At 56.9% G+C, this 18,668-nt stretch carries 18 protein-coding genes and 1 pseudogene; 6 read left to right on the plus strand and 13 right to left on the minus strand.

Annotation, left to right across the window (positions count from 1 at the left end):
* Window positions 1–50: 50 nt before the first annotated feature.
* A pseudogene (locus ACR3E7_RS18685) lies at window positions 51–516 on the minus strand (DDE-type integrase/transposase/recombinase).
* Between ACR3E7_RS18685 and ACR3E7_RS18690 the strand changes: the two are divergent.
* Entirely contained in the window at window positions 412–699 is a 288-nt protein-coding gene (locus tag ACR3E7_RS18690; protein ID WP_480719528.1) for a hypothetical protein, read from the plus strand. The pseudogene ACR3E7_RS18685 and the gene ACR3E7_RS18690 overlap by 105 nt on opposite strands.
* A 50-nt stretch (window positions 700–749) precedes the next feature.
* Here the strand turns inward: ACR3E7_RS18690 and ACR3E7_RS18695 are convergent, their stop codons facing one another.
* The gene (locus tag ACR3E7_RS18695) at window positions 750–1,343 is read right to left on the minus strand and encodes a TetR/AcrR family transcriptional regulator (RefSeq protein WP_480503935.1); all 594 of its coding nucleotides are present in this window, start codon (window positions 1,341–1,343) and stop codon (window positions 750–752) included.
* A 118-nt stretch (window positions 1,344–1,461) separates the two neighbouring features.
* Here ACR3E7_RS18695 and ACR3E7_RS18700 point away from each other — a divergent pair, with 118 nt between their 5' ends.
* The 5 genes from ACR3E7_RS18700 to ACR3E7_RS18720 all read left to right on the plus strand — a co-directional run bounded on the left by ACR3E7_RS18700 (window position 1,462) and on the right by ACR3E7_RS18720 (window position 5,547).
* A complete protein-coding gene (locus tag ACR3E7_RS18700) occupies window positions 1,462–1,839 on the plus strand; it encodes a hypothetical protein (protein WP_480503937.1) in 378 nt (125 codons plus the stop codon).
* A gap of 10 nt (window positions 1,840–1,849) precedes the next feature.
* The gene (locus tag ACR3E7_RS18705) at window positions 1,850–2,266 is read left to right on the plus strand and encodes a GFA family protein (protein ID WP_170783246.1); all 417 of its coding nucleotides are present in this window, start codon (window positions 1,850–1,852) and stop codon (window positions 2,264–2,266) included.
* Window positions 2,267–2,522: 256 nt separating this feature from the next.
* The gene (locus ACR3E7_RS18710; protein ID WP_480503938.1) at window positions 2,523–3,482 is read left to right on the plus strand and encodes an HlyD family secretion protein; all 960 of its coding nucleotides are present in this window, start codon (window positions 2,523–2,525) and stop codon (window positions 3,480–3,482) included.
* A complete protein-coding gene (locus tag ACR3E7_RS18715) occupies window positions 3,479–4,405 on the plus strand; it encodes an ABC transporter ATP-binding protein (RefSeq protein ID WP_480503939.1) in 927 nt (308 codons plus the stop codon). Before ACR3E7_RS18710 ends, ACR3E7_RS18715 begins: the two co-directional genes overlap by 4 nt.
* On the plus strand, window positions 4,402–5,547 hold the full coding sequence (locus tag ACR3E7_RS18720; protein WP_170771806.1) for an ABC transporter permease: 1,146 nt from the start codon (window positions 4,402–4,404) through the stop codon (window positions 5,545–5,547). Before ACR3E7_RS18715 ends, ACR3E7_RS18720 begins: the two co-directional genes overlap by 4 nt.
* A 1,073-nt stretch (window positions 5,548–6,620) precedes the next feature.
* Here ACR3E7_RS18720 and ACR3E7_RS18725 read toward each other — a convergent pair.
* From ACR3E7_RS18725 to ACR3E7_RS18775, 11 genes are all read right to left on the minus strand, one after another.
* Window positions 6,621–7,550 carry an SMP-30/gluconolactonase/LRE family protein gene (locus tag ACR3E7_RS18725; RefSeq protein ID WP_480503940.1) on the minus strand — a complete coding sequence of 310 codons (930 nt, stop codon included), beginning with the start codon at window positions 7,548–7,550 and terminating at the stop codon, window positions 6,621–6,623.
* Window positions 7,551–7,673: 123 nt separating this feature from the next.
* The gene (locus ACR3E7_RS18730; protein WP_480503941.1) at window positions 7,674–9,185 is read right to left on the minus strand and encodes an aldehyde dehydrogenase (NADP(+)); all 1,512 of its coding nucleotides are present in this window, start codon (window positions 9,183–9,185) and stop codon (window positions 7,674–7,676) included.
* A 1-nt stretch (window position 9,186) separates the two neighbouring features.
* Complete coding sequence (locus tag ACR3E7_RS18735; RefSeq protein ID WP_480503943.1) at window positions 9,187–10,095, minus strand: dihydrodipicolinate synthase family protein; 909 nt, start codon at window positions 10,093–10,095, stop codon at window positions 9,187–9,189.
* 3 nt (window positions 10,096–10,098) lie between these two features.
* Window positions 10,099–11,274 (minus strand): L-rhamnonate dehydratase, encoded by a 1,176-nt coding sequence (locus ACR3E7_RS18740; RefSeq protein WP_480503944.1) that lies wholly within the window; start codon window positions 11,272–11,274, stop codon window positions 10,099–10,101.
* A 10-nt stretch (window positions 11,275–11,284) separates the two neighbouring features.
* Entirely contained in the window at window positions 11,285–12,289 is a 1,005-nt protein-coding gene (locus ACR3E7_RS18745) for a 4-hydroxythreonine-4-phosphate dehydrogenase PdxA (protein WP_480503945.1), read from the minus strand.
* Window positions 12,286–13,248, minus strand: a complete 963-nt coding sequence (locus tag ACR3E7_RS18750; RefSeq protein ID WP_480503946.1) for a hypothetical protein — start codon at window positions 13,246–13,248, stop codon at window positions 12,286–12,288. The genes ACR3E7_RS18745 and ACR3E7_RS18750 overlap by 4 nt, the downstream gene beginning before the upstream one ends.
* Before the next feature lie 75 nt (window positions 13,249–13,323).
* Window positions 13,324–14,469 (minus strand): substrate-binding domain-containing protein, encoded by a 1,146-nt coding sequence (locus tag ACR3E7_RS18755; RefSeq protein WP_331252101.1) that lies wholly within the window; start codon window positions 14,467–14,469, stop codon window positions 13,324–13,326.
* A gap of 83 nt (window positions 14,470–14,552) precedes the next feature.
* Window positions 14,553–15,680 (minus strand): ABC transporter permease, encoded by a 1,128-nt coding sequence (locus ACR3E7_RS18760; protein ID WP_170783242.1) that lies wholly within the window; start codon window positions 15,678–15,680, stop codon window positions 14,553–14,555.
* Window positions 15,681–15,691: 11 nt separating this feature from the next.
* A complete protein-coding gene (locus tag ACR3E7_RS18765) occupies window positions 15,692–16,453 on the minus strand; it encodes an ATP-binding cassette domain-containing protein (RefSeq protein WP_480503948.1) in 762 nt (253 codons plus the stop codon).
* A 118-nt stretch (window positions 16,454–16,571) separates the two neighbouring features.
* Window positions 16,572–17,618 carry a substrate-binding domain-containing protein gene (locus ACR3E7_RS18770; protein WP_170771789.1) on the minus strand — a complete coding sequence of 349 codons (1,047 nt, stop codon included), beginning with the start codon at window positions 17,616–17,618 and terminating at the stop codon, window positions 16,572–16,574.
* 20 nt (window positions 17,619–17,638) lie between these two features.
* Window positions 17,639–18,658 (minus strand): ABC transporter permease, encoded by a 1,020-nt coding sequence (locus tag ACR3E7_RS18775; protein ID WP_170356573.1) that lies wholly within the window; start codon window positions 18,656–18,658, stop codon window positions 17,639–17,641.
* Between the last annotated feature and the right edge of the window lie 10 nt (window positions 18,659–18,668).

Genomic DNA, 18,668 nt, shown 5'->3' on the forward strand with positions numbered 1-18,668 from the left:
TGTGTTGCAGAGTTTTTCTGCTAGCCAATGAGACTCGGCGTGTCTTCAAGTTAGACGGCCAGTTTAGCGAATTGTCGAAAGGGGCAGAGTCCAGGCGTGAATCGGCCCTCGCGGATCATCTTCGCGACTTCGATTTCAGCAACGGTTGCTGCAGTAAAACCGAAAGCTTTGAACCCCAGCATTGGTCAAGTTCGCCTTTTGATGAACCGGTGGTCCTGTCCACGATGTTGTTCTAGTGTTTCTGCCTCACCACCTCGACTGGAATCGGACATCAAAATCCCTTCAGCATTTTGTTGATGGCTTTGATACCTGCTGTTTCTGCGCCGCTTTTGTCGATGACGATCTTTCGCGGCGACCCGCGGCTTCAGCGATCACGCCGGAATACCGTGTAACGCATCGGTTCAGTGTTGTGTGGTCTACCGCAACGCCGTGCACGGGTATGATTTCTTCTATATGTCGATAGGAAACACCGTAGCTGACGAAACCAGGGTCAATGGTCAAAAGTGTGAAACGCAAGCTGGTGCAAGCGCCAGTTTCGTTTTCCTCAAGATCAAAGTGCGGTTCGGCCAGCTTCGCCTATTGGGTTACGGCCCAGACCTGTCGTTGAGCAAGCTGCACTGCGGCTTCACCAAAGCAGTCACTCAACAGCCAACCGCAATACAGCAGGGGCAGTCCACCACCCAGACATTCACTGCTTAAACCCAGTTCTTACGCCGCAAGAAGTTAGTCACGACAGAATGTTTGATAACTTACTGGTTTTTCCACCCTTCAATCAGCCCGACCGCCGCCTGGGCGTAGCTCTGCGGAAACTGATCCGAGGTTCGGGCTTTCATAATCGTATGAAGGCCCAGCAAAAGACCGATCAGCACCCGTGCGGCCTCATCCGGATCGACCTCGGAACGGATGGCCCCGTCATCCTTTGCCTGGCACAGTATCGCAGCAAACCGCCCCTCCAGTGCGGTCAGGTACCGCTCGATTCGTGCGTTAACCTCGGGATCAGAGCGGTCGAATGAACTAATCGAATTAAAGGCAAGACACCCGGCATCCTCAATCTTTGGCATTCGCTCGGTTGATGCGATGCCCCGGAACCAACCAGCCAGATCGTCCAGCGCATAGGTTTCGGGATCAGGAAAGTGCCGGGCTTCGGCATTGTCCAAATAAGCATCCAGAGTCTTTAGAAAAAACTTTTCTTTTCCCCCATAAGTGGTTTGGAGCGTGAACCGTGTCAGCCCCGTCTGCTGCTCCAACTCCCGCGTACTGGCACCGTGGTATCCCCTTCGCCAAAACAGGTCCAAGGCTCCCGCCACAGCACTGTCGTGATCCGTCTTGCGTTTTCGCGCCACAGATTTCTCCTTGCTTTTTCTATCCATGTGGATAGTAATCAATTTCTATCCACATGGATAGCATTAGAGATGCGCGGCAGCAAATGCTGCGTGATCGCACCTGAAACGGAGACCTGACATGACCGCCATCGACCCGACACCCGGCGCATTAAAACCCGTCACCCTGCGCATGATCTTCATCCTGAACGCGCTGAAAATCCTGCTGGCCTTTGGTTTCTTCGCCGGTTTCAAATTCTACGGCCTGCAGGTCGGAGAGCTAGCTGGCCCGCAAGCCGCCAACCTGATGCTCTATACGATGCTGGGTTACATCGTCACCTTTGCCTGTATCGTCGCGTCCATTCTCAAGCGCAGCATGACCGGTATCCGTGCCGCAATTGCTGTTGATTTTCTGGTCTCGATCCCGGCGACAGCGGTTGTCGGCTTTGTCATCGCGATCATTAGCATGGGCCTGACATTCACCACCACTGTCCGCGCGTATTTTGCCTATCGTGTTTGAGATGAGCTCTTTGGCGAGTCACCCAGACATGATCGACGGGCAATGTATCTGCGGCGCAGTGCGCTATCGGGTGCAAGACAACATGACCGCCTTCAAATTGTGCTATTGCAACTTTTGCAAAAAGGCCTCGGGCTCGGCCCATGTTGCGAATGCTTTCACCACGCCTGACCGGATCGAATGGCTGGAAGGTCAAGAGCAACTGACATCTTTCAATGTGCCTAATTCCCAAGTGCGCCGGGTGTTTTGCCGAAGCTGCGGGACATCGCTTCCATTCAAGACACAGAACGGCAAGTTTCTGGTTGTCCCCGTCGGCAGCCTGTCACGCCCGCCGTCCCAGCCCGTTAGCGCGATTGTCGGCTGGGCGTCCCGACCCGCATGGTATAATGAGGCGCTGGGGTTGGAAGGCGTGGTCCTCCCGTTGAACTGAGCTGGACGTCCGCGCTGGGTTTTGCATTTTGCGAACATCAGGTCTGTGGTGGATATCGGCAAAGGCATTCATTTCCTGCAGGAAGATAATCCCCATCTGATCGGAGAAAAGCTGGAGGAGTGGTTGGCGCGCCTGCCCGCATGAACCTGTCCTGCCATCTGTAGTTGTTGAACCGTATACATAAATCAGATTTCCTGATTTTATGCTCTGACTATCGCCCAACGCGTTCAAAGGCCAAGCACCGGAGGGAACCCTGTTGAATCTGACGATCCCCATTCCTTTGATCCTGGCGGCTGTCCTGCCCGCTTTTCTGGACCGGTGCTCTGGGTCCGATACCAGCATCGCTCTGGGTGTGTTGGCGCGCGACCGGGTGGCCTTGACCGCGACGGCCAGCGAAATTGTCGTCGATTTACCAATTGCCGAAGGTTCCGTGGTCAAGGTAGGCGACACGCTGGTTCAGCTTGATCCCACATTGCAAAGCGCCAAGCTGGCACTGGCGCAGGCAGAACTGGAAAAGGCACAGGCCACGCTTCTGAAACTGCAGGTCGGACCGCGCGAGGAAGAAATTGCAATTGCCGAGGCCAAAGTAGCAGGCGCTGTTGCGCGCCTTGCCGATGCCGAGGCCATCTATGACCGAAATGCCAGACTGGTCGAGAACTCGGTCGTGACCGAGGCTCAGGTGGCAAATGATCTGGCCATGCGCGATTCCGCGCGGGCTGAATTGGCCAGCGCTCAGGAATCGCTGAAAGAGCTGGAAAACGGCACCCGTCCCGAAGATCTGGCGGTCGCCGAGGCCAATGTGCGAGCTGCCGAAGCCTCGGTCGCCGCCGAACTGACATTGCTGGATGATTTAACGGTCATAGCCACCCGCGACGGCGTTTTGGATTCCCTGCCGTGGAATTTGGGCGAGCGGGTGACATCCGGCAGCCCGGTTGCCGTGATCGTCACGGGCCAGACGCCTTACGCGCGCGTCTATGTACCCGAACCACATCGCGTCAAACTGAAACCCGGTGACACGTTGGAAGTGCGCGTAGACGGGCTGGCCGATCCGTTGGATGGCGTGATCCGCTGGATCAGCGACGACGCGTCCTTCACCCCTTATTACGGGTTGAACAAGGACGACCGCACGCGCCTTGTCTATTTGGCTGAGATTGACCTGCCCAATGCCTCACCGGACCTGCCTGCCGGGGTCCCCGTACAGGTCCCCATGCCATGAACGATGTGGTCGTCTCGACGAAGGGCTTGACCCGCCAGTTCGGGGAAAACATCGCCGTCAACAATCTGGATCTTGAGATTCAAACCGGCCAGATCTACGGGTTTCTGGGACCGAATGGCTGCGGCAAAACCACGACAATGCGCATGCTGACTGGGCTGCTGACCCCCAGCAGCGGTGCGATCTCGGTTTTGGGCCGGTCAATGCCCGAAGCGGCTGAGCCGCTAAAAAATGAGATCGGGTACATGACCCAGATATTCTCGTATTACCGCGACCTAACGGTGCTGGAAAACCTCAGGTTCGCGGCGGAGATTTACGGCATTCCGGTAAAAACGGCCAAAGATCGGATCGATGAGTTGCTGCACACCTACGATCTGACAACGAATATCAATCAACTCAGCGGAAGCATGAGCGGCGGGCAACGTCAGAAACTGGCCCTTGCTGCAACCGTAATGCACCGACCTAAACTGTTGTTCCTGGACGAACCGACCTCGGCCGTTGATCCCGAAACACGTCGCAACTTCTGGGAACAACTGTTCGATCTGGTAGATCAAGGCGCAACGATGATCGTTTCGACCCATTTCATGGACGAAGCCGAGCGCTGTCACCGGCTGGCGATCCTGCAACACGGTGTGAAAAAGGCGGACGGGTCTCCGCGCCAGTTGATGGATGATCTTCAGGCCGATGTAGTTGAGGTTGAAGGGCCGGATCTGAGAAAGGTCAAACACGCGCTGGATGGCAAACCCAAGATCCTGTCGACCGCGCAAGTCGGGTCGCGGCTGCGTGTGCTTGTGGACAAATCCGAACCTCAACCGGTGGACATGTTGCGCGGCCAAATTGCTGCGTTTCCTGGCCTGTCCCTGACCCCGCAGAGGCCAAATCTGGAAGACGTGTTCGTCAGCGCCACACGGGGGCCAGAACAGTGATTTCGCCACGTCGCATCGCTGCTGTACTGAAGAAAGAACTGCTGCAACTGCGGCGGGATCGGATGACCTTTGCCATGGTCATCATGATCCCGCTGATCCAACTGCTTCTGTTTGGATACGCGATCAACACAAACCTGCGCCATGTCCCTGTCGCGGTGGTGGACCAGTCCGGAACCGAACTCTCCCGCACGCTGGCGCAGATCGTTCAAGCGACGCAGGTCGTGACCATCACCGAGCAGCTGACCACCCCGCAAGAGGCCGAACGCGCAATAACCGAGTCCCGTGTGCGTGCTGCGCTAATCATCCCCCCGGACGTGAGCCAGCGCCTTGCCCGCAGCCCGTCTGTCGGGCTGGGCCTGCCCAACGCAACCAACCAGACAAGCAGCCGACCGGTTGCCCATTGGATCGTGGATGGTTCGGACACGATGGTGGCCAGCGCGATCAAGTCCATGCGCACAATGCCTTTGACAGAACTGCTGAAACAACCACCAAACCGGCAGGTGCCCACGTTCGAGGTGACGCTTTACTTCAACCCCGAGCAACGGTCGGCGGTCAATATCGTGCCGGGTCTTGTCGGCGTGATCCTGACCATGACGATGATCCTATTCACCTCAGCCGCCATCGTCCGCGAACGCGAGCGGGGCAATATGGAAATGCTGATCAACACGCCAATCCGGTCGATCGAACTGATGATCGGAAAGATCATCCCCTACATCTTTCTGGGCCTGATACAGGTCGCAATCATCCTCGGCCTCGGGCATGTCCTGTTCGATGTGCCAATAAACGGCGGATTGGGCACTCTGCTTGTTGTGACTTTGTTATTCATCGTCGCCAGCCTGTCGCTTGGGCTGGTGATTTCCACGCTTGCGCAGAACCAATTGCAGTCGATGCAGATGACCATATTTGTCCTGCTGCCCTCAATCCTGATGTCAGGTTTCATGTTCCCTTTCGACGGTATGCCACCACCCGTCCAGATGATTGCTCAGGTCCTGCCGGCAACCCATTTCATGGACATGATCCGCGGCGTGGTCCTTCGTGACGCGTCACTATACGAGTTACGCTGGGGAATTCTCTGGATGATCGGATTTGCGATATTCGGATTGCTGGCGGCAACTCTAAGATTCAAGAAACGGTTGGGTTGAAGATCGACCCTGATCTGCCGTTCCAGATTGGTACTGAATTCTGCAGTCGCATTCTACATTGCTGACATTTGCCAGACCTTCGATCTCTTGACCGGCGACGGCGTTGGTATGTTGGCGGCTCAGATCTGATGTACAGGGGCTAGCATTTTTCTTTTGGGGCCAAAGTGCTACAGGCTTGGCCGCGCAGTGGGCCAGCCGCCCGCCGTCAGGCGGTGACAAACACCTTCATTCCGATGGTGTCGTGGAAAGGAGCGCAGTCCATATCTGCAATACTAGCACCATCTACTTTGATGCGTCCTGTGCGCTGGAGACATCAAGGTCGCAAGATAGTCGACCCAACTTTAGTGTCGCCCATTGGCAACTTCACGAACCGTATTTGTAGGGCTTATGAGGGCAGGACTATTGCCCAACGACACTTCATTGAGAAAACATCTGAAGCGGCATGAATGTCACCTCATATACGAGACGACAATTGGGTTTATGCTTTTCGCGGCTCTTGCTGCGCGTGAGGACTATTTAAAGTCACAAAAGGTTGCAAGCCTCTCGGCATCTCAGGCCAAAACAGCGCAGATGTTTAGCAAGGCTTGAATGACCGAGTTTTCAAGTCTCACCGTACCATTCGAATTGGACCTGCAGGTGCGCGGCATCTGACTGAACAAAAGGCAAGGCTTCGCTTTGAGCACTACAAACAGCAAGTCGAGCTGCGCCAACTGAGCATTGGGTGGCCGAACACGAAAGACAGTATGCCAACGGGAAAGCAGTACGGGTCCGGGCGCACAAGCGAGGACAACCAACAAGCAGGGATGTACCTACGCGCGTCATAGGCTCGAAAATGAAGAGGTGAGTTTCTGACAATTGTGTATGAAGGGTAAGCACGCAGCTACATTTTTTTGGTACGGCCCAATCCTGCCATTAAACTGTGTGCTTAAACACCGCAGCCTACTCACATTGCGGACATTCACTGCCTTCACCCAAAAATGCCTTGCAGACCTTAGTATTACAACCTGAACGGCATACACATAGAGCGCTTTGTAGTTTTCCCCCTACATTCAATCCTATTGCAGCAAGTAGAATCAAACGGGTGAGACGCCGTTTACATTCAGATAGATCGCGTAAAGGCTGCTTGTTCCCGCCGCGAACAGTCGGTTCAGCTTGGCACCGCCAAAACACACATTTCCTACCATCTCGGGCATGTGGACCTTGCCGATCAGATCTCCTTGGGGGTTCAGGCAATGAATACCGTCTGCGGCGGAACTCCAGATGCGGCCTTCACGGTCTGGCCTGAACCCGTCGAACAATCCGGCAGAGCAATTGGCGCAGACCTCACCTCCTGAAAGGGTTTTTCCGTCGTTCGATACGCGGAAACGCCGAATATGTGCCGGACCTTCGGGGTCATGCGTGATACCGGTATCCGAGATATAGAGTGCGCTCTCATCCGGTGAAAAAGCCAAGCCATTAGGCTTGACGAAATCAGTTGCAACCGCTGTGACCTCGCCCGATGTCGGGTCCACGCGATACACGTGGCACGCGCCAATCTCGCTTTCGGCGCGCTCGCCTTCATAGTCCATCATGATCCCATAGGACGGGTCCGTGAACCAAATGGACCCATCCGATTTAACAACGACGTCGTTTGGTGAGTTCAGGCGCTTTCCCTGCCATGCGTCCGCCAGAACAGTGATGGATCCATCATGCTCGGTTCGGGTGACGCGGCGCGTTAAGTGCTCGCACGACACCAAGCGTCCCTGCCGGTCTACCGTGTTGCCATTGGCGTTGTTGGAGGGTTGCCGAAACACCGAGACCGAACCATCTGTATCGTCCCATCGCATCAGGCGGTTGTTGGGAATATCCGACCAGACCAGATAACGCCCGGCGGCAAACCACGCCGGGCCTTCGGACCACCGTGCACCGGTCCACAACCGCTCGACCCGAGCATGGCCGATGAAACAGGCCTCGAATTCTTTTTCGATGACTTCAAAACCGGTTCCGTCGAGAACGCCGTACATCCGTTTTCTCCTTCGTTTTTCTGTTCTCCTGGAGTGAAAAGCTGCGCACTCCAGGCAGTACCGGGTCAGGCCAGAGATGGCCTAAAGGACCGTATAGGGGCGGTCACCTGACGATAGCGACCGTCAGGCACTCAAGCCTTTCAATTCATCCGGCAAAAGCGCGTCGGGAATGTTTTGATAACTGACCGGGCGCAGCCAGCGCACGATCGCCAGAGTCCCGACGGAGGTTGCTCGGACATCTGTGCTGGCCGGATAGGGCCCGCCATGCATCATTGATGAACACACCTCGACCCCGGTGGGATAGCCGTTTGCCAATAAACGACCTGCTTTTTCCTCGAGAATGGGCATCAGTGACTTGGCCAACGCGGCATCCGAGTCGTCCAGATGCAAGGTCAGCGTCAGCTGTCCTTCCAGACATTCCGCCAGCTGTTGCATCTGCTCTGTGTCGTCACACAAGACGATAATGCCAGCAGCACCAAATACTTCGTGCTGCAGCTTGGGGTTCGCCATCCACTCCGCCGCACTGACTTTGAACAAAGCAGGCACAGCCGCGCGTTTGCCCGTCGCGGCACTGCAAGACGTAACCTCGACCATCAGATCGCGGAATTCGCGAACCCCCTGCTCATAAGCGCCAAGGATTCCGTCTGTTAGCATTTTCTGCTCTGCCGTGTCGTTCAGCGCGGCGACACAGGCGGTTTCCAACGCATCCGCATCCGGGCCTTTCAGCATCACGGCAACCCCGGGATTGGTGCAGAACTGTCCGGCCCCCATGGTCAGAGACGCGGCCCAGCCTACGCCGATCTCGGTCGCGCGGGCACGCATCGCGTTTGGAAGGCAGAACATAGGATTGACCGAGCCAAGCTCACCATAAAAGGGGATAGGGTTTGAACGCGCATGGCATAGATCATAAAGCGCCCTGCCCCCGGCGAGTGATCCTGTAAAACCGACGGCAGTGATCTCGGGATGCTGAACAAGGGCGGAACCCACCTCGCGCCCTGATCCTTGCAAGATCTGAAATGTAGCAGCTGGCATACCGCAAATCTCGATCGCCTTGGCAATGGCTTGTCCTACAAGTTCAGCAGTGCCTGCATGAGCGCTGTGTCCCTTGACGATCACCGGGCACCCAGCAGCAAGGGCCGAGGCGGTGTCCCCGCCCGCCGTGGAGAAGGCGAGCGGGAAGTTCGACGCACCAAACACGGCCACTGGACCTATTGCTTTGTGCGTCAGGCGCAAATCCGGACGAGGGAGAGGTGTCCGGTCAGGGAGGGCGCCTTCTTTACGTATATCGAGATACCCAGTCTCTTCGATCAGATCTGCGAACATGCGTAACTGGCCCGTTGTGCGTCCACGTTCACCCACCAGCCGCGCCTCGGGCAGGCCTGTCTCGGCCATGCCGGTTTGCGTGATCTCGTCACCTAGCACATCCATCTGTTCGGCAATCGTGCGCAAGAATGTGGCGCGCTCGGTCCGCGATTTACCCGAGTAAGCGCGGAAATCGCGACGTGCGGCGCGGCACGCGTCATCCACCTGCGCGGCGGTGGCCTGAGCAAAGCTTTGGCCGTCAAGATCGTCTGAGGCACGCAGATTGTCTGACCCGACCCATGCGCCGTCGATCAGATTTTGTCCAAGTATCATTTTATTTTCCCCAATTCAGGACCATTGGGTCCAGCGGTTTTAAAAGGTCTATCAACCGGTCTCGGATGACCGGTTGCAGCGGATCAATGGGATGGCGGCAGAACTCGGACCCGATGACGCCCCCTTCGACCATCGCCGCTTTGCAGGATTGCCAGCCGCATTGGCGGTTTTCATGGTTGATCACCATCGCCACCCGGCCATAGGCCGCTGTCGCCTCGTCTACACGGCCTGCAAGGTGATGCGTGATGACCGGCTTTATCTGGTCCACGATCATGCCCGAGGTCATCGAACCCGTCGCCCCCGCATCCAGATCGGCCAGTAGGGTGATACCTTCCTCGCCATCAAAAGGTGCTTCAATCGCCTCTCCGCCTTCGGCAATCAGCGCGCGCAGCTTGTTCGCTGCCCGAGGGCATTCGATCTTGAACAGCTTCACCATTTCAATCTCTTGCGCCATGCGCACCAGCAACGGCACCGGCAGATCAACGCCCGACAAGGGCGCGTCTTGGACCATGATCGGAATGCCAACCTCGCCCACGGCTGCAAACTGATCATAGGTCTGCTGCGCGGTCCCCTTCAGAAGCGCCCCGTGATAGGGCGGCATCATCATCACGATGTCCGCGCCCAGATCTTTGGCGAATTTGGCCCGTTCCACTGCGATCTGCGTCGCAAAATGGCTGATCGTCACGATCATGGGCACGCGGCCCGCGACATGTTCAAGGCTGAGCCGGGTCAGGATCGCGCGCTCCTCATCCGAGATCAGAAATTGCTCTGAGAAATTAGCCAAAACGCAGATCCCGTCCGCGCCTTGATCGATCAGGCAATCCAGAACGCGCTTCATCCCTTCCAGATCAAGTGTTCCGTCTTCGTGGAATGGTGTCGGCGCAACGGGCCAGATACCGGTATAGCTCATGGACTACTCCGTAATCTCAAAGTGTTTCAGGTGTTTGTCTGTGATCTCAATCCCCAGACCGGGCTTATTGTCATCCAGATCAAGGAAGCCGTCCACCGCCTCGGGGTCACCTTCGAAGATGTAATAGAACAGCTCGTTACCTACCTCGACGTCGAAGACAGGGAAATATTCGCTGATCATGCAATTCGCGTTGGCCATGGTCAGATGATAATTATGCATCTGACCTGCATGCGGGATGACCGGTATCTGATGCGCCTCGGCAATCGCGTTGATCTTTTGTGCCGCCGTAATACCGCCCACGCGGTTGGTGTCATATTGCAGGACGCTGACGGCCTTTTTCTCGATCAAGTCCTTGCACCCGATGATCGAGAATTCATGCTCACCGCCCGAGATCGGGATGATGTTCATCGCATTCAGCTCGCGATAACCTTCAACATCGTCGGCAATCACGGGTTCTTCCAACCAGCGCGGTTCGAATTTAACAAGCTTGGGCAGCATGCGTTTGGCATAGTCCAGGTTCCAGCCCATGTAGCATTCGACCATCAGATCGACGTCATAGCCGATGACCTCGCGCACGGCCTCGACCCGTTTGAGGTTTTCGCGCATGCCCGCCATGCCGTCCTTCGGCCCCCAGCCGAACCGCATTTTATAGGCCGAATAGCCGTTCTTTTGCGCCTCGGCGGCCTCGGCCTGCATCACATCGATCGGGCCAGAGTAGAGCTTGGAGTAATACACCGGGATCTTTTCCTTGGTGCGGCCACCCAGCAGTTTGAACACTGGCTTACCCGCCAGTTTGCCCATCAGGTCCCAGATCGCCAGATCAACGGCCGAGATCGCGATCATCCCGATCCCCTTGCGCCCCCAGGCGTGGCTGCGGCGGTACATCTTTTCCCACAGATAGGCATAGTCGAACGGGTCCTCGCCGATCACCAATGGCGCGAACCATTCGTCAATGGCGGCCTTCACCACCGAGGGTGCGAGGGCTGCGTTGCCGATGCCGATGGTGCCGTCTTCGGTTTCGATCTCGCAGGTCAGCCATTGGTGAAACCGGAAAGACGACATCGCATCGCCTTTTTCGTACAGCACGTCCGACGTGTTGGTGCAGAAATTGCCGGTGGGCGGGACGGTCGGTCCGGTCCAGTTCCAGACGCGGGTGCGAACGGATTTAATCTTGGTCATCTTTGTCCTCTCAGTCCGCGCGGCGTTCGGCGCGATGTGTTTTGGCCATGCGCACCAGCAGGTCGAATGCCTGCCGCGTTGCGCCCGGATTGGCCTTGTTCTGTCCGGCGATATCAAAAGCGGTGCCATGAGCCGGTGTGGCAACGGGGATGGGCAAGCCACCTGCAACCGTCACGCCGCGTTCAAACCCCATCAGCTTGATCGCGATCTGGCCCTGATCGTGATACATGGTCACGACCGCATCGACCTCGCCCCGCTGCGCCTTGAGGAACACCGTGTCCGAAGGCCATGGGCCCGTTACATTCAACTGTTTTTCCTGTGCTTGGCGCACAGCGGGTTCGAGGATGTCAATCTCCTCGCGGCCAAACTTGCCGTTGTCCCCCGCATGCGGGTTCAGCGCCGCGACCGCGATGTTGGGGCGCGCCTTACCCGCCTTGCGCAGCGTGTCATTGGCCAGATTGACCGCCTTCATAACACCCTCTTCGGTGATATTGGCCGCGACATCCTTGAGGCCGATATGCGAAGTTACACGGGTCGTCATCAGCTCATCCAGAACGTTGAGTTCCGAGTGATAACCAGTATGTCCCATATAGCGCGCCATATAGCGGTGCTCATCCTCGGCATTCAGCCCTGCGGCGGTCATTGCCGCCTTGTTGAATGGCCCAAACAGAATGCCATCGACCTGTCCCTCCATCGCCAGATCCATGGCCTTGTCCAGACAGCGTAACGCGGTCGTGCCGCCCTCAACCGTTACTTCAGCAAGCTGGACATCCCCGGGCGAGATCGTGTCCATCTCAAGATGGATCAGGCCCGGCTGGTCCGACACTTCGTTTATTGTATTTAGCGGCACATCTAGTTCCGCATGCGCGGCACCGCGCTGCCAGAGGTGACTGTCACCAACCAGCACGATATCGGCAGCGTCCTGCACCCCCTCCTGATTAAGCAGTTTGGCGATCAGTTCCGGCCCGATACCCGAAGGGTCGCCGGGAACAATTGCAATGCGGGGTTTGGTCATGCCGCTTTCTCCCAATGTCTCGAAAATCCATCGGGCAAGATGACCATGACGTCTGGCTCGTTACCCGTGTCGAAAGTTTGAACCACCTCGAATGTATCAAGGTCGAACCGCTGCACCTGTTCGCAATCAACTGCGATGTAGGCAAAGTCCGCTTCGTCGTCGATGCACAGGGCCAATGGGTTCGCTGGTGTTTTCTGTTCGTGCAGCAGTTCGCCTGTCGCTTCGTCAAAAACGGAAAACGACCTGCCAAAATGGTTCATTGTCAGAAGGCGGTTGCGCTTTTCATCGTAGTAGATGCGACAGGGATCGTTGGGCGTCGGAAACATGCGTTCGATCTCAAGCGTCTGCGTGTTGATCACGGCAACCGTGTTCGAAATGCGTTGCGAGGTATAAAGCGTCGCTGTTTCTTCACGCAGGCAGCGCCCTTCGGGCTTTTGTCCGGTCTTGATCGAGATAGGCTCGATCGAGGCGTCGTAAGGATTGAACTTGGTGACATCACCCGAGGTCAGGTTCATCGCAAAAGCCGTCAGGCCGTCTTTGGTCAGCGCAAAGAGGTGCCCTTTGGTGCCCCCTGTTGGCGTGATGTGATCCCAACCCTGGTCGAAAGCGCGAGGATTCTCCTTGACCAGCAAGTGACCCGACCATTCCGACAGGACGTAGAGACGCCCCTGCCCATCCAGCCCAATCCCGTGGGGACGCGCGTGTTCACCCAGATCGTAGACGTGAACGATTTTTCTCTCTCGGATATCAATCACGATGACCGATCGGCCGTGATTGCCGGCTATGTCTGAATTCTGCACACCGTAGTGACCCACATAGGCATAACGAAATTCGTCATCCACGACGAACTCGTGGGGGAATTGCGGCAGCTCCAGACACCCCTGCGATGCGCCGGTGTCTATGTCGTACCAGCTTATTCGATGGCTGCATTTTTCAACCAACATCATGGACTGCGCCATGTAGACCTCATCTGAATAGTAAATTGTCGAGGTGTCTGTGGCCGACCACTCACATATCGGCCACAGACGCGCTCCTTAGCGTTCCAGCGCCCCGACGCCTGAGAAGCGGAAGGCTTCCTGTTCCAGCGCGTCAAGTTCTTCGGCACTCATCTGATCATGAGCAACCGTGATCCGGCCAAGGAAAACAAAGGGCAGTTCGTCTTGACGTCCTTCCAGATGCGCCTTGATCGCCTCGGCCGTGGCGGCCCCAACGTCATCGCCCATACGCATCGGCGTAGCATCCAGCTCACCCCGGCGGATGGCATCCAGTTCAAGGCCTGTGCCGCCCCAGCCGGTTGAGAACACGTCTTTCTCTTTGCCGACCGCGACCTGAGCCTCAACCGATCCCATCGCCATTGCAGTGTTGGCGTTGTGGATAATTGTAGCCTCGGGATAGGCTTGCAGGATCAGGCTGGTGCCTTCGAACCCGCCTTCACGCTGATACTCGCCGTAGTGTTCGTAAACGGTGTTCCAATTGCCTTTCTCCTCGACGCAGGCCTTGAAATCACCCGAGCGCTGATCGTCCGTGATGCCCGGAATACCCCGGTTCATCGCCATGGTCACATCATTGCCAAGACGCTCCAGCATGTAGTCGCACATGGTCAGTGCGCCCGCAGCCGAACTGAAGTCGAACCACGCATCGGGCTGATTGGTCAGGTCTTTGGGCGGTGTGTGGAAGGCCCAGACAAAGGTCGCAAAGCCGTCATTGCCTGCCATCTTGTCAATATTGTCGGCCTGAATGGCCAGTTCTGACGGCCCGAAGATCACGAAGTCATACAGATCTGCATCCTGAACCACCTGGTTGGCATAGGTCGATTGCAGGCTGTGCTCAATCTGGCGGCTGGCGAACTCGGTCGTCTCGTATTCAATACCCAGCTCTTCCAGACGTTTTGTCATCGCCAGATAATTACGCGCCCAGAAATCGGACGTATCCGCAGACGGATAGATCAGCGCAATCTGCAACGGCGCATCCTGCGTACCGGTGTATTTCACGGCTTCCGCGCCAGTCGTTGCCTGAAGCGCCTCAAGCTTGCCCTCGGCATTCACTTCGCCGGGCACCCAGTAATCTCGGTCGCCGATGCCGGGCAGTTCCTTCAGAGGCAGCTTGGTTTCCGCCATGGCCGAAGCGGCACACAGGCAAAACAGGCTTGTCGTCAGTAGTGCTTTGTTCAATTGTTTCACGGTAAGTCCTCCCTTTCGCGAACATTGTGGGGTCTTGCAGGTGCGCCAGGACTCCTACCTCCGGGCGCACCACTTTGATTGCCTTAGCCGCTTGGCGCAGGCTCGGTTGCCAGTCCCGCCCCAAGGGCCAGCAATAGGATCAGGGCGCCGATCAGCGCTGCAGAGAAGCGGATGAGTTTCTGCGCCTCCTTGCTGCGCAGAGCCGCCATCAGGCCATGCGCCCCGTCCCGGTCTTTCTTTTGCATCCAGGTGTACAGTGCGACCGAGCTGACTATCACCACACCCGAGGCGACGGATTGCCAGAAGAATTCGATCCGCAGGGTCACCAGCGCGTTGATCATCATCGACAGCAACAACACCCCGGCCAAAGATCCAATCATCGAGGCACGCCCGCCGAACAGGGACGTACCGCCGACAACAACCGCAGCGATGACGTGTAGATTGAAATAGGGGGCCGAGGTTGCCTGAATGGCGTTCAGCTTTCCGGTCAGCATGACTCCAGCCATGGCTGCCGCAGCGCCCATCAGAACATAGGCATAGATCTTGTGGCGATCGACGGCGACACCGGTCATCTCGCTGGCCTCGGGGTTCGAACCGATAGCAATGGTGTAGCGCCCGAAATAAGTGCGGGTCAGGACCACGTAGCCGATGGCCATTGTAATCAGCCCCAGGACCACCGGGACTGGAATAAAGCCCGGGATCTGACCCCGTCCAATTTCCGTGATTAGGTCCGGGAAACGGGCCAGAACCAGACCTTTGGCAATCACCAGCGCCAGACCGCGATAGACCAGGTCCATCGCCAGCGTGCCGATCAGGTCGGGAACTTTAAACCGGGTGATGACCAGACCATTGATCAGACCCATCAGCGCCCCAAGGACAATTGCCAAAGGAACAGCGACCCAGGCGGGAAACCCGTATTGTTTGACCAAAAACGCCATGAGGATCGCGGACAGCGCGGCGATTGAGCCAATAGATAAGTCGATCCCACGCTGGGTGATAACGAAAGTCATCGCCATGGCCATCGGCATATAGAGCGCCGCGTCCAGCAGGATCAGGTTCAGGTTGGTCAGACGGAAATATCGCGCCGGTTCAGCGATGCCCATAAAGATGAGGATCGCCAGGATCATCACCATTGGACCAATGAACGCCAGATAAGGCTCGAGCCGGTCCATGATGGTCTTTTGTTCGGGATTTGTGGTGGTTGCGGACATACCGTTCTCCTTCACGCGGCCGCATCCTGGGCGCCGACGATCAGGCCCAGTACGTCTTGAACGGAACTATCCGCAGTTTTGACAACGCCAACGGCGCGCCCTCGGCGTTGCACATGAACGCGGTCGGCGACCTCGAAGACGTCGTCAAGCGAGTGTGAAATCAGTATTACGGCCAGACCTTGTTCGCGCAGCGCCTTGATCAGTTTCAACGTCCGCGCGGTTTCCTGCGGACCCAAAGCTGCGGTGGGTTCATCCATCACCAGCAAGCGAAGGTCTTCGTGGTAGACCGCACGCGAAATAGCAACCGCCTGACGCTGACCGCCCGAAAGGCTTTCCGTCATGACATCCATTGACCGCAGCCGGACACCAAGGCGTTCTTCCAAAACCCGCGCGGCCTCGGACTTCATGCGTTTGTTGTCCAGAAACGGAATGCCGAAAACGTTCTTGGTCAACTCATTGCCAAGAAACATGTTCGCTGCTGGCGACAGATGATCAGCCAACGCCAAAGTCTGATAAACCGCATCAATGCCATGCGCGATTGCGTCAGAGTGGCTGGCCATCTCCAACGGTTTTCCATCCATCAGAATATACCCTTCGGTGGGCTGATACACTCCCGTCAAAATCTTGATCAGGGTGGATTTGCCTGCCCCGTTATCTCCAACAATAGCGAGCACTTCGCCCGCATACGCGGTCAGATCAACATCCTGCAGCGCCGTCACGCCGCCAAAACGTTTGGTTATTCCTTGCATTTGAACCAATGGCTGGTCGCTCATGGTTTCCTCCTCTGCGCAAAGCTCCGCCATGGCGGTCAAAAGACCGCTGAGTTGGCTGTGCGCTGTGTCATTTTTTGAACGGGGCTCCTACCGATTCAGGCAGGGGCCGCCGGTTCGCTTACTTGCCCCAGATCTTTGCGTAAGCTTCGCGGTAGGGGCTGTCGGGATCGAACTGATTGCTGTCGCCCAGTTTTGCCAAACCTTCCTCGGTCACCAACGCAGGCGACGTGACATAGCCCGAGCATGGCTCGCCTTGAATGGCACGGTTCAACTCGTCGACCAATTGCCAGCCCTGCAGGTTCAGCGGCTCGGCCACTGTAATTGTCTGGTAGTTGCCGCTGCGGATACGTTGGAAAGCGGCCTCTGATCCATCACCAGCAGACCCAGCCTGCGGCCCATCTTCGGACGAGATACCCGCCGCCGCCAATGCAGGCCCCATGAAGTCGAAGTATAGATCGTTGATTGCAAGCGCATGGGTCCACTGATCACCATATTTCTGCAACAGGCTGGTGGTCAGCGGCCCCATCCGCGCCGAGGTATCGGCGATGGGCGTGTCGACGTATTCAAGCACCGTACCGCCGGCAGCCTCAATGGTTTCCTTGATCCGGTCCGCTTTGTCGATGGCGATCTGATAGGTCGAATCGGTGAAGATGATGGCACCAACACCATCGGCGCCGTCATCCATCGCCCATTCCGCGGCCACCTCAGAGACGGTCATGGCATCGGTCGAGACATTGGCGAAAATTCCTCCGGGTGCGTCACACCCGATCTTGGGACCGGAGTGCCAGGCCACCATCGGAATGCCTGCGTTCACCACGCCTTCCAACGCGGCCTGCTGTTCGATGGCATCGAAGCCGTTGATGATAATCCCGTCAGGTTGCAAAGCCAGTGCTTGGCCAATGGCCCCGGTCCGGCCCTGAATAGAACCCGCACCATCCAGAACGCGCACGTCCCAGCCAATGGTTCCGACAGCTTCCTCGACGCCATTGGTTACGCCCAGAATACCGCCGTTTTTCAGATCGCCCGCGACGACGACAATGGATTTGCCCTCGGCGGCTTTGGGTCCACTGGTGGGGCCGTCGAACGCCGTCTCGGCGGTCACCGGAAGTCCCAAACCAGTCAGAAGCGCAGCAGCGGATACTGCCATGAAAGTCCGTTTCAGCATAATCTCCTCCCTTATGCTGTTTACTTGTTGGCGCCTTTGCGACGCTGAGCGTAACCGGCAATACCGATTGCAATCAGCAGCGTGACACCGTTGAACATCGGCTCGACCCAGAAGGATCCTCCGAATTGCTGAATGCCCGAGATGCCAACAGCCAGGATCGCGACACCCACGACTGTTCCCCAAACATTCACGCGTCCCGGCTTGATGGTCGTGGACCCAAGAAAGGCCCCAACCAAAGCAGGTAACAGGAATTCAAGACCGACCGAGGCTTGCCCGATCCGCAATTTCGACGCCAGCAGCACTCCGGCAAAAGCCGTGATCAGCCCCGAAGACATGAAAGCGCCGATGACGAATTTCCGGGTCGGAATACCGTTTAGTTGCGCAGCGCGCTGATTGGCCCCAATCGCATAGAGATACCGGCCAATCGGCGTGTATTCCAGGATCAGCCACATCGCGACCGTGATACCCAGCACATAAAACCCCGTGATTGGCAGGCCGAACACGAAGGTGCCGTTGATTGCGTAGAAACTATCCGGCAACGCCCCAACCATCTGACGTCCGCCCGTGTGCCACAGTGCCAGAGCGTACAGCACCGTGCCCGTGCCCAAGGTCGCAATGAAGCTGTCAATTTTGGCAACCTCGACCAGCAGTCCGTTCAGGAACCCGGTTAGCAAACCCAGCGACAGGACGATTGCCACGGCAATCGGCCATGGAATTCCAAACGTGGTTTGCAACGAGATCGCAAGGATATGCCACAGCACGATCCCATATCCCACGGTTAGATCGATACGACCCGCCGCCATTGGGATCATCGCCCCCAGCGACAAAAGCGCGATAATCGCCTTGTCCGAGATAATCGCCCGTAGATTCAAAAGGGTCGGGAACGTGTTTGGCAGCAGGATGGAAAATAGGATGATCAGAAAACCTGTCAGCAAAACCAGGCCATAGACCGGTAGGAACCTGAGGATCCGTGTCTTTAGCGAGACATCTTTCAGCTCGGCCTTGGTTGGTTCCAGCGCATTGGATTCAAGCGATTGCATTCTCGTATTC

This window comes from Ruegeria sp. BK1 (assembly GCF_056535645.1).

What these genes read in the sequence shown, in the direction of transcription:
- ACR3E7_RS18700 (WP_480503937.1), top strand. Translation starts at nt 1,462, where the DNA reads ATGACCGCCATCGACCCGACACCCGGCGCATTAAAACCCGTCACCCTG.
- ACR3E7_RS18715 (WP_480503939.1), top strand. Translation starts at nt 3,479, where the DNA reads ATGAACGATGTGGTCGTCTCGACGAAGGGCTTGACCCGCCAGTTCGGG.
- ACR3E7_RS18725 (WP_480503940.1), bottom strand. Translation starts at nt 7,550, where the DNA reads ATGTACGGCGTTCTCGACGGAACCGGTTTTGAAGTCATCGAAAAAGAA.
- ACR3E7_RS18730 (WP_480503941.1), bottom strand. Translation starts at nt 9,185, where the DNA reads ATGATACTTGGACAAAATCTGATCGACGGCGCATGGGTCGGGTCAGAC.
- ACR3E7_RS18735 (WP_480503943.1), bottom strand. Translation starts at nt 10,095, where the DNA reads ATGAGCTATACCGGTATCTGGCCCGTTGCGCCGACACCATTCCACGAA.
- ACR3E7_RS18740 (WP_480503944.1), bottom strand. Translation starts at nt 11,274, where the DNA reads ATGACCAAGATTAAATCCGTTCGCACCCGCGTCTGGAACTGGACCGGA.
- ACR3E7_RS18745 (WP_480503945.1), bottom strand. Translation starts at nt 12,289, where the DNA reads ATGACCAAACCCCGCATTGCAATTGTTCCCGGCGACCCTTCGGGTATC.
- ACR3E7_RS18750 (WP_480503946.1), bottom strand. Translation starts at nt 13,248, where the DNA reads ATGGCGCAGTCCATGATGTTGGTTGAAAAATGCAGCCATCGAATAAGC.
- ACR3E7_RS18760 (WP_170783242.1), bottom strand. Translation starts at nt 15,680, where the DNA reads ATGTCCGCAACCACCACAAATCCCGAACAAAAGACCATCATGGACCGG.
- ACR3E7_RS18765 (WP_480503948.1), bottom strand. Translation starts at nt 16,453, where the DNA reads ATGAGCGACCAGCCATTGGTTCAAATGCAAGGAATAACCAAACGTTTT.
- ACR3E7_RS18770 (WP_170771789.1), bottom strand. Translation starts at nt 17,618, where the DNA reads ATGCTGAAACGGACTTTCATGGCAGTATCCGCTGCTGCGCTTCTGACT.
- ACR3E7_RS18775 (WP_170356573.1), bottom strand. Translation starts at nt 18,658, where the DNA reads ATGCAATCGCTTGAATCCAATGCGCTGGAACCAACCAAGGCCGAGCTG.